The organism is uncultured Ralstonia sp. (assembly GCA_913056305.1).
Lineage (GTDB): Bacteria > Pseudomonadota > Gammaproteobacteria > Burkholderiales > Burkholderiaceae > Ralstonia.
The window spans coordinates 1-10,586 of record CAJXMR010000163.1 but is presented as its reverse complement, the minus strand read 5'-3'; the positions used below and the strand labels follow the sequence as shown (position 1 = coordinate 10,586).

Below are 10,586 nucleotides of genomic sequence, written 5' to 3'. Positions count from 1 at the left end.
GAGTGTATCCCCGATTCGAAAATTTGTGAACGGTCGTGCTAATTTTTTCGCACGATCGTTCGCCACAGTGGTGAGCGTGAATGGATGCGGTGATTCAGGCGCGTCGCAAGCGCCTCAGGCGCCACCCGGCGTCCAGGTACCCGACAGGATCTTCTCCAACCAGAATACGCCGATGATGGTCTTCACGTCGGAGATCGTCCCTTCGCGCACCCAGTCGATCAATTGGCCGGCAGGCGCGATGAAGGTCTCGAGAAATTCACCCTCGTCGAGCGCACTTTCGCCGTGCTGCAGGTCGCGCGCGAGGTAGATGTCGATGAACTCGGTGGAGTACGAGATGACCGGGTGGATGCGCGTGAGGTAATCCCAGCGCGCCGCGGTGTAGCCGGTTTCCTCGCGCAGTTCGCGCTTGCCGCACGCCAGCGCACCCTCCTGCGGGTCGAGCTTGCCGGCCGGGAATTCGATCATCACCTTGCCCACCGGATAGCGGAACTGGCGCTCCATCAGCACCGTGCCATCGTCGAACAGCGGGATCATCATCACCGCACCCGGGTGGATCAGGTATTCGCGGCTGGCGTTGCGGCCGTCCGGCAGGCGGACGATGTCCTGCTTGAGCGTGAGGAACTTGCCCTGGTGCATCAACGCCGAGGCGACCTGGGTCTCGCGCAGGCCGGCGTCCGGGTCGGACACAGGTTCAATCGATGCGGGAAGCGGAGTGTGATCGGACATGGCGCTCTCTCGTGCCGAGACAGCGGGAGCCTGCCCGGCGGGGGATCAACGGGGGTGGCGAACCAGGTACTGCCACGTAAAACCGGGAAACGCGAACACCAGCATCAGGCAAGCGGTGATCGCGTAGAACTGCCAGCCCTGCGGGAAGGCATTGCCCTGGCTCGATTCGATGCCGAAGCCGATCAGCCCGACCATAACGTACATGGCCATCAGCTCGGCGCCGCGCAGCCAAAACGGTTTGCGCGGCCAGCGTGCCGGCACCAGGGCCAGCACGCGTTGGTTGACGAACGGCAGGTTGGCACAGATCAGTGCCAACACGATGACAAACAGGCCGCCCGTCGATGCGTTCATGGTGCGATGTGCCGGGTTACGACGCCAGCGTCAGGCGGATCGCCTGATAGCACAGACCCATCAGGCTGGCCGGGAAGATGCCCAGCACCAGCACCAGCAGGCCGTTGACCGACAGCAGCGAACGCAGGCCAAAGGTGGCTTCCACCGGACCTTCGTCGGTCGGGGCGTCGAAGTACATGACCTTGATGACGCGCAGGTAGTAGAACGCCCCCACCAGCGAGAACAGCACCGCCACGATGGCCAGCCACGACATGCCGGCATCGACCACCGCGCCCAGCACCGACAGCTTCGCATAGAAGCCGACCGTCGGCGGCAGGCCCGCCAGCGACATCATCATGAACAGCATCAGCAGCGCAAACCAGGGGCTCTTCTTCGACAAGCCCTTCAGGTCGGCAATCTCTTCCGCCTCGTAGCCCTTGCGCGCCAGCAGCAGGATGACGCCGAACGCGCCCAGTGCCGTCAGCACATAGGTGATGGCGTAGAACATCGAGGCGCTGTAGGCCTGTGCGGTCAGGTCCGGCTTGCCGGCGCTCACGCCCGACAGCATGCCCAGCAGCAGGAAGCCCATGTGCGAGACCGTCGAGTACGCCAGCAGGCGCTTGAAGTTGGTCTGCACCACGCCGGTGATGTTGCCGATGGCCAGCGATGCGACGGCCAGCACGATCAGCATGTTCTGCCAGTCGAACGCCAGCGGCAGCAGGCCTTCGACCAGAATGCGCAACGTCATCGCGAACGCGGCCACCTTGGGCGCGCCGGCAATCAGCAGCGTCACCGCCGTCGGCGAGCCCTGGTACACGTCCGGCACCCACATGTGGAACGGTGCGGCACCCAGCTTGAATGCCAGGCCAGCCACGACGAACACCACGCCGAACACCAGGATCGTCTTGTTGATGTTGCCCGTATTGATGGCGCGGAACACCTCACCCAGGTCCAGCGAACCGGTCGCGCCGTACAGCATCGACATGCCGTACAGCAGCAGACCCGAGGCCAGCGCACCCAGGATGAAGTACTTCATGCCCGATTCCGACGACACGTTCGAGCGGCGGCGCAGTGCCACCAGTGCGTACGACGCCAGCGACAGCAGCTCCAGACCGAGGTACAGCGTCAGGAAGTTGTTGCCCGAGATCATCACGACCTGGCCCAGCAGCGTGAACAACGCGAGGATGTAGAACTCGCCGTTGTACATCTCGCGGTCGGCCAGGTAACGACGCGTGTAGACGAAGGTGACCAGCAGCGCCAGCGAGCAGAACGACGACAGCACCTGCGCCATCGGGTCAAACACCGCCAGATTGCTGAAGACATAGTGCGTCTCACCGCTGGAGGCCTGCACGGCAAACCAGACGGTCAGCGCCAACGTGGTGAAAATGCTCAGGCAGTAGGCGGGGCTCTCGCTTTCCTTCTTGCGGAACACATCCGCCAGCTGGATCACGGCGACCATCACCGACAAGAAAACGATCGGCCACAACGGCGCCCAGTTCATGTTTTGCATGATTGTTTCGACTCCCCGCTTACAGCTTGGACTGGGCCACGTGGGTGAGGAGATTCACCACGGACGCATGCATGACATCGGTGAAAGGCTTCGGATACAGGCCCATGTACAGGGTCGCGATCGCGAGCACGCCCAGCATGAAGAATTCGCGCGTGTTCAGGTCTTTCAGCTCGGCCACGTGCTTGTTCGTGATATCGCCGAAGATCACGCGCTTGACCATCCACAGCGAGTACGCTGCACCGAAGATCAGGGCCGTGGCCGCCAGCAGGCCAATCCAGAAGTTGTACTTGACCGAACCCAGGATCACCATGAATTCGCCCACGAAACCGGAGGTGGCCGGCAGGCCGCAGTTGGCCATCGCGAAGAACACCGACAGCGCGGCAAACTTCGGCATCGTGTTCACCACACCGCCGTAATCGGCGATCTGGCGCGAGTGCACGCGGTCATACAGCACGCCGATGCACAGGAACATCGCGCCTGAGATGAAACCGTGCGAGATCATCTGGACGATACCGCCCTCGATGCCGATCTCGTTGAAGATGAAGAAGCCCAGCGTGACGAAGCCCATGTGCGCAATCGACGAGTACGCAACCAGCTTCTTCATGTCGGCCTGCACCAGCGCCACCAGACCGATGTAGATCACGGCGATCAGCGAGATCGCGATGATGAACGCGGCCATGCTGTGGCTGGCATCCGGCGCGATCGGCAGCGAGAACCGCAGGAAACCGTAGGCCCCCAGCTTCAGCATGATGGCGGCCAGCACCACGGAACCGCCGGTCGGCGCTTCCACGTGGGCATCCGGCAGCCAGGTGTGCACCGGCCACATCGGCACCTTCACGGCAAACGCCATGAAGAACGCAATGAACAGCAGGATCTGCTCGTTCATCGACAGCTTGACCTGGTGCCACTGCAGGATCTCGAACGTGCCGCTGTGGAAGTACAGGTACAGCAGCGCAACCAGCGTCAGCAACGAGCCCAGCAGCGTGTACAGGAAGAACTTGATGGCCGCGTACACACGGTTCGGGCCGCCCCACACGCCGATGATGATGTACATCGGGATCAGCGTGGCTTCGAAGAACACGTAGAACAGCAGACCGTCGAGCGACGCGAACACGCCGATCATCAGGCCCGACAGGATCAGGAACGCGGCCATGTACTGCGCCACGCGCTCGGTGATCACTTCCCACGCCGAGATCACCACGATGACCGTGATGAACGCCGTCAGCACCACGAACCACATCGAGATGCCGTCGACACCCAGGTAGTAGCTGATATGGAAGCGCTCGATCCAGCTCGACTTCTCGACGAACTGCATCGCCGCGGTCGACTTATCGAAACGTGTGATCAGCGGCAACGTGATCACGAAGCTGACCAGCGAGCCGATCAGCGACATCCAGCGGGCATAGCCGGGATTGCGGTCTGAGCCCGAGGCCAGCACCAGCACGCCGAAGAAGATCGGCAGCCAGATCGCAAAAGACAGAACCATTTTTCGTTATCCCTTATTTGCCCGCCAGGAACACGAAGTACGTCAGCAGGCCAACCGTGCCGACGATCATCGCGAACGCGTAGTCATAGATGTAGCCGGACTGGAGCAGGCGCACAACGCTCGCGAACCACCCCACCAGACGCGCGCTGCCGTTGACGACCACGCCGTCGATCACACCCTGATCGCCGCCCTTCCACAGGCCGCGGCCGAACTTGACCGCACCGTTGGCGAAGACGATCTCGTTGATCTTGTCCATGTAGTACTTGTTGTCCAGCAGCTTGTAGATGCCGGAGAAACGCTTGGCGATGGCTGCCGGAATATCCGGGCGCTTCAGGTAGAAGAACCACGACAGCACCACGCCGGCTGCCAGCAGGATGAACGGAGCCGACGTGAAGCCGTGCAGTGCCATCTCAACCCAGCCGTGGAAGTCTTCGGCCAGCACCTTCATCGCCTCGTGGTTCTCGGCGTTGGAGATGACGTCGGTGAAGACCACGCCGTGCTTGAAGAACTCGCCGAACAGCATCGGCTGGATCGCCATCGCACCGATGATGACCGACGGGATCGCCAGCATCACCAGCGGCAGCGTCACCACCCACGGCGACTCGTGCGGCTTCTGGCCGGGGGCCAGGCCATGGTGGTGGTCAGCCGTGACTTCCTCGTCATGGTGGTTGCCTGCGTGATGCGACGCTTCCTTGCCGAAGCGCTCTTCGCCGTGGAACACCAGGAAGTACATGCGGAACGAGTAGAACGCCGTCACGAACACGCCGCCCAGCACCGCCCAGTAGGCGAACTCAGCGCCCGGCAGATGCGACTCGCGCACGGCTTCGATGATCGAATCCTTCGAGTAGAAGCCCGAGAAGAACGGCGTACCGATCAGCGCCAGCGAACCCACCAGCGAGGTCAGCCACGTGATCGGCATGTACTTGCGCAGGCCGCCCATGTTGCGCATGTCCTGGTCGTGGTGCATGCCGATGATGACCGAGCCGGCACCGAGGAACAGCAGCGCCTTGAAGAACGCGTGCGTCATCAGGTGGAACACGGCCACCTGGTAGGCCGAAGCGCCCAGCGCCACCGTCATGTAACCGAGCTGCGACAGCGTCGAATACGCCACCACGCGCTTGATGTCGTTCTGAATGATGCCCAGGAAGCCCATGAACAGCGCGGTGATGGCACCGATGATCAGCACGAACGACAGCGCGGTGTCCGACAGCTCGAACAGCGGCGACATGCGCGCGACCATGAAGATGCCGGCGGTCACCATGGTGGCCGCGTGGATCAGTGCGGAAATCGGGGTCGGGCCTTCCATCGAGTCCGGCAGCCACACGTGCAGCGGGAACTGCGCCGACTTACCCATCGCGCCGATGAACAGGCAGATGCAGGCGACCGTCAGCATATGCCAGTCGGTGCCCGGGAAGCCGATGGTGGCCAGTTGGTCACGCGCGGCAAACACATCGGCGTAGCTCAGGCTGCCGCTGTAGGCCAGCAGCAGGCCGATACCGAGAATGAAACCGAAGTCACCCACGCGGTTGACCAGGAACGCCTTCATGTTGGCGTAGATGGCCGTCGGGCGCTTGAACCAGAAACCGATCAGCAGGTACGACACCAGGCCCACCGCTTCCCAGCCAAAGAACAGCTGCAGGAAGTTGTTGCTCATCACGAGCATCAACATCGAGAAGGTGAACAGCGAGATGTAGGCAAAGAAACGGTTGTAGCCGTCGTCTTCCGCCATGTAGCCGATCGTGTAGATGTGCACCATCAGCGAGACGAAGGTCACCACGCACATCATCATCGCCGTGAGCGAGTCGATGAGGAAGCCGACTTCCATCTTCAGCGGGCCGACGGCCATCCATTCATAGACGGTGCCGTTGTAGCCGGCGCCGTTCATGACGTCGGACAGCACCAGCGCCGACAGGATGAAGGCGATCGCAACACCGAGGATGGTGACGCTGTGGGATGCCGTGCGGCCGATCTTCTCGCCGAAGAACTTGGTGCCGAATAGCCCGGCGATCGCCGCGCCGGCCAGCGGCGCGAGCGGAATCGCCAGCAGCAGGTTGGGATTGAGCGTGGTAGCCATGGAACGCTTCTTATAGGTGGATGCGGCGGTCAGCCCTTGAGGCTGTCCAGATCGTCGACGTTGATGGTGTCCAGGTTACGGAACAGCACCACCAGGATGGCGAGACCGATCGCGGATTCCGCCGCGGCCACCGTCAGGATGAAAAACACGAACACCTGCCCCGCCAGGTCACCCCAGTAGTGGGAGAACGCGACGAAGTTGATGTTGACCGCAAGCAGCATCAATTCGATCGCCATCAGCAGCACGATGACGTTCTTGCGATTCAGGAAGATGCCGACGATGCTGATGGCAAACAGCACCGCGGCGAGCACGAGGTAATGGGCAAGGGATAGCGAGGACATATGGGTTCTCCCGGGGCTCAGCCGTTGGAATCAGCCGAAGCTGCGCCAGCCGCCTTTTCTGCCGGCATCGAGACCAGGCGCACGCGATCCTTGCGTTGCACGCGGATCTGCTCGGACGGCTTCTGGGCCTTGGTGTCCTTGCGGCGACGCACGGTCAGCGCCACGGCCGCGACGATCGCCAGCAGCAGCACAGCACCCGCGACTTCGAAGGCGTAGATGTAATCGGTGTAGATCAGCTTGCCAAGCGCCTGGGTATTCGGGCCGTTGAACCCCTTGGGCAGCTCCTGAACCGGCTGCACCCGACCCATGAAGGTCTTGGTCAGCACCACGGCCATTTCCATGATGATGATGGCCCCGACGAACGCACCCATCGGCACGTAGGTCCAGAAGTCTCGTCGCAGGTGTTCGATGTCGATGTCGATCATCATCACCACGAACAGGAACAGCACCATCACCGCCCCGACGTAGACCAGCACCAGCGTGATGGCGAGGAATTCCGCCTTGAGCAGCATCCAGATCGCCGCTGCGGTGAAGAACGACAGCACGAGGAACAGCGCCGCGTGCACCGGGTTCTTCGCGGTGATGACCTTTAGCGCCGATAGCACCAGCACCAGCGAGAAACCGTAGAAGATGATCGTCGTGATATCCATGATCCTGGCGCGGGCCGTTTGGCGGCACGCGCTTATCCAACGCTGTGGCAGCATGACACCGCCCCAGCTGGGTGGCTCACGAGGAGCCGTTGTCCTTGACGGAATTTCAACTACGCCGCCCGCAGCCTGCGCCGCGGGCGTCTTACTGAACTTAGCGGTACTTCGCGTCGGCCGCCTTGTTGGCCGCGATTTCCGGCTCAAAGCGGTCGCCCACGGCCAGCAGCATATCCTTGGTGAAGTACAGGTCGCCGCGCTTCTCGCCGTGGTACTCCAGGATGTGCGTCTCGACGATGGCGTCCACCGGGCACGCCTCTTCGCAGAAGCCGCAGAAAATGCACTTGGTCAGGTCGATGTCGTAACGCGTGGTGCGGCGAGTGCCGTCGTCGCGCAGGTCCGACTCGATCGTGATGGCCAGGGCCGGGCACACCGCTTCGCACAGCTTGCACGCAATGCAGCGCTCTTCGCCGTTTGGATAGCGACGCAGCGCGTGCAGGCCGCGGAAACGCGGCGACAGCGGCGTCTTCTCTTCCGGGAAGAGCACGGTGATCTTGCGCGCAAACAGATAGCGCCCGGTCAACGCCAGCCCCTTGAAGAGTTCCTTCAGGAGCAGGCTGTTAAAGAATTCCTTGATGGCAAGCAACATGGTGCCTTCCTATTGTCCCGTTACTTCCAGATATTCCACGGCGACACCAACCAGATGGCGACGACCATAAGCCAACCCACGGTGAGCGGGATGAAGATCTTCCAGCCCAGACGCATGATCTGGTCATAGCGATAACGCGGGAACGAAGCGCGCAGCCAGATGAAGACCGACAGCAGCAGGAACACCTTGATCAGCAGCCAGAAGAAGCCCGGGATCCAGTTGAGCACGGGGGCATCGATCGGCGGCGCCCAGCCACCCAGGAACAGCGTCGCCGTCAGCGCGGAGATGACGATCATGTTGATGTACTCGGCCAGGAAGAACAGCGCGAACGCCATGCCCGAGTACTCGATCATGTGGCCGGCCACGATTTCCGACTCGCCTTCCACCACGTCGAACGGATGGCGGTTCGTTTCCGCCACGCCCGAGATGAAGTACACGCCGAACATCGGCAGCAGCGGCAGCCAGTTCCACGACAGGATGTTGATGCCGTGGTCGGCAAAAATGCCGCGGTTCTGCGAGTTGACGATGTCCGACAGGTTCAGGCTGCCCGTCACCATCAGCACCGTCACGAGCGCGAAGCCCATGGCGATTTCGTACGAGATCATCTGTGCCGAGGCGCGCATCGCCCCCAGGAACGCGTACTTGGAGTTCGAGGCCCAGCCGGCCAGGATCACGCCGTACACGCCCACCGAGCTGATCGCCATCACATACAGCAGGCCGGCGTTGATGTTCGACACCACGGCTTCCGCCTGGAACGGCACCACCACCCAGATCGCCACGGCCGGCATCAGCACCATCAGCGGCGCGATGATGTACATGCCACGGCTGACCGCGCTCGGCACCATGACTTCCTTGAGCAGCAGCTTGAGCACGTCGGCGATCGGCTGCAGCAGGCCCATCGGGCCCACGCGGTTCGGGCCCAGACGCACGTGCATCCAGCCGATCAGCTTGCGCTCCCACAGGATCAGGTAAGCCACGCACAGCAGCAGCGGCAGGATGATGCAGACGGCGCGCACCAGCGTCCAGACCAGCGGCCACCAGCCGCCGAAGGTCGCCGCGCCGAAAGAGGTAATCGATTCGATCATGTTGACCCTTACACCGTAGCCGCCAGCGCGGACGATTCAACCTTCTCAACGTTCACCGCGCCGAACATCGCGCCCAGTTGCGCCGAAGCCTCGGTCGCGGCCGGCACGCGGATCACGCCAGCAGCCAGCGAGCGATCCAGCACCGCCGGCAGCACCACGCTGCCCTGCCCCTGCATCGTTACGCGCACGGCGTCGCCGTTGGCCAAGCCCAGTTGCGCGAACAGGTCGGCCGGCAGGCCAGCACGCACCGCAGCGCGGGCAGCGGCCGTCAGTTGCAGCGAACCGGCACGGCGCACGATCGGATCGGCGTGATAGATGGGCACGTCGGCCAGGCGTTCGATGCCAGCAGCGACGGCAGCCGGAGCAGCCGTCTGTGCCGTGGTCACGTTCGACAGACGGTCGGTGACCGGCTTGGCCAGCACGTCGTCACGCACCACTTCCGAGGTGTCGTAGTCGAAGCCGCCCACGTTCAGCAGGTTGCCCAGCACGCGCAGCACCTTCCAGGCCGGGCGCGAATCGCCCAGGCTGCGCACGACACCGTTGAAGCTCTGCGGCAGGCCTTCGCAGTTGACGAAGGTGCCCGAGGTTTCCGTGAACGGCGCGGTCGGCAGCAGCACGTCGGCGTATTCCAGCGCAGCGCGCGAGGCGAACGGCGCCAGCACGACTACGGTGTCGGCCTGGTCCAGCGCGGCACGGGCCTGCAGCGGGTTGGCCGAGTCGAATTCCGGCTCGGCGCCCAGCAACACGTAGGCGCGGCGCGGCTGCGCCAGCATGGCGGCGGCGTCCAGGCCGTTGCCTTGCGGCAGCGCACCGGCGATGTAGCCGCCGACGGTGTTGGCCGCTTCGGTCAGGAAGCCCAGCGTGGCGCCGGTCTGCTGCGCGACCCACTGGGCCAGCGCGTGCAGCGTCGAGAATTGCGGGTGTGCCACGGCGGCATTGCCGAGGAACACGGCGCGGCGCTCGCCCGAAGCCAGGCTTGCCGCGATACGCTTGGCAACGTCACCAGCTTCGACGCCATCCGTACCAGCCGGACGCGCAACGTTGTTGGCGGCAGCCACCGCCACGGCCACTTCCGACAGCAGCGACAGCCACTGCGACGGTGCGCCCAGCAGTTGCGTGGCGGGCATCAGCAAGTCTTCGCCGCCGGCGCTGATCACGTTCAGTTGCGCGCCCTTCTTGCCGGCCTGGCGCAGACGCGCGGCCAGCAGCGGATGATCCTTGCGCAGGAAGGCGCCCACCACCAGCGTGCGCTGCAGCAGCGACACATCGGCGATCGGCAGACCCAGCCACGGAGCGCCCGACGGCTTGGCGGAGAAATCGGACTGGCGCAGGCGGAAGTCGACGTTATCGCTACCGATGCCGCGCACCAGCTTCTGCAGCAGGAACAGTTCTTCCAGCGTGCTGTGCGGGCTGGCCAACGCGCCGATCTGCTCGGCGCCGTGGTCGCGCTTGATTTCGTTCAGACCGTTGGCGACGTATTCCAGCGCCGTGGTCCAGTCGACGGCCTTCCACTGACCGCCTTGCTTGAGCATCGGCTGGGTCAAGCGGTCGTCGCTGTTGACGCCTTCATAGGCGAAGCGGTCCTTGTCGGACAACCAGCACTCGTTGATCGCTTCGTTTTCCAGCGGCAGCACGCGCATCACGCGCTGGTTCTTGGTCTGGACGATCACGTTCGCGCCCAGGCCGTCGTGCGGCGACACCGACTTGCGGCGTGCCAGTTCCCACGTACGGGCCGAATAGC

At 63.2% G+C, this 10,586-nt stretch carries 10 protein-coding genes; all 10 read right to left on the bottom strand.

Annotated features, from left to right (window positions below; translation table 11 throughout):
• Positions 1–114: 114 nt before the first annotated feature.
• Entirely contained in the window at positions 115–726 is a 612-nt protein-coding gene (locus QZ609_RS19860) for an NUDIX hydrolase (RefSeq protein ID WP_295498478.1), read from the bottom strand.
• Positions 727–771: 45 nt separating this feature from the next.
• Positions 772–1,077: a DUF2818 family protein gene (locus QZ609_RS19855; RefSeq protein WP_295498475.1), complete on the bottom strand. Its 306-nt coding sequence runs from the start codon at positions 1,075–1,077 to the stop codon at positions 772–774.
• A 16-nt stretch (positions 1,078–1,093) separates the two neighbouring features.
• Positions 1,094–2,566 carry an NADH-quinone oxidoreductase subunit NuoN gene (gene nuoN, locus QZ609_RS19850; RefSeq protein ID WP_295498472.1) on the bottom strand — a complete coding sequence of 491 codons (1,473 nt, stop codon included), beginning with the start codon at positions 2,564–2,566 and terminating at the stop codon, positions 1,094–1,096.
• Between the two features lie 19 nt (positions 2,567–2,585).
• Positions 2,586–4,052, bottom strand: a complete 1,467-nt coding sequence (locus QZ609_RS19845; protein WP_295498469.1) for an NADH-quinone oxidoreductase subunit M — start codon at positions 4,050–4,052, stop codon at positions 2,586–2,588.
• A 13-nt stretch (positions 4,053–4,065) separates the two neighbouring features.
• On the bottom strand, positions 4,066–6,126 hold the full coding sequence (nuoL, locus tag QZ609_RS19840; protein ID WP_295498466.1) for an NADH-quinone oxidoreductase subunit L: 2,061 nt from the start codon (positions 6,124–6,126) through the stop codon (positions 4,066–4,068).
• 29 nt (positions 6,127–6,155) lie between these two features.
• Positions 6,156–6,467 carry an NADH-quinone oxidoreductase subunit NuoK gene (gene nuoK / locus QZ609_RS19835; protein ID WP_295498463.1) on the bottom strand — a complete coding sequence of 104 codons (312 nt, stop codon included), beginning with the start codon at positions 6,465–6,467 and terminating at the stop codon, positions 6,156–6,158.
• A gap of 17 nt (positions 6,468–6,484) precedes the next feature.
• Positions 6,485–7,117 carry an NADH-quinone oxidoreductase subunit J gene (locus QZ609_RS19830; protein WP_295498460.1) on the bottom strand — a complete coding sequence of 211 codons (633 nt, stop codon included), beginning with the start codon at positions 7,115–7,117 and terminating at the stop codon, positions 6,485–6,487.
• Between the two features lie 151 nt (positions 7,118–7,268).
• The gene (nuoI, locus tag QZ609_RS19825) at positions 7,269–7,760 is read right to left on the bottom strand and encodes an NADH-quinone oxidoreductase subunit NuoI (RefSeq protein WP_197333706.1); all 492 of its coding nucleotides are present in this window, start codon (positions 7,758–7,760) and stop codon (positions 7,269–7,271) included.
• Positions 7,761–7,780: 20 nt separating this feature from the next.
• Positions 7,781–8,845: an NADH-quinone oxidoreductase subunit NuoH gene (gene nuoH / locus QZ609_RS19820; RefSeq protein ID WP_295498453.1), complete on the bottom strand. Its 1,065-nt coding sequence runs from the start codon at positions 8,843–8,845 to the stop codon at positions 7,781–7,783.
• Positions 8,846–8,853: 8 nt separating this feature from the next.
• On the bottom strand, positions 8,854–10,586 hold a 1,733-nt coding region (locus tag QZ609_RS19815; protein ID WP_295498451.1), incomplete at its 5' end, for a molybdopterin-dependent oxidoreductase.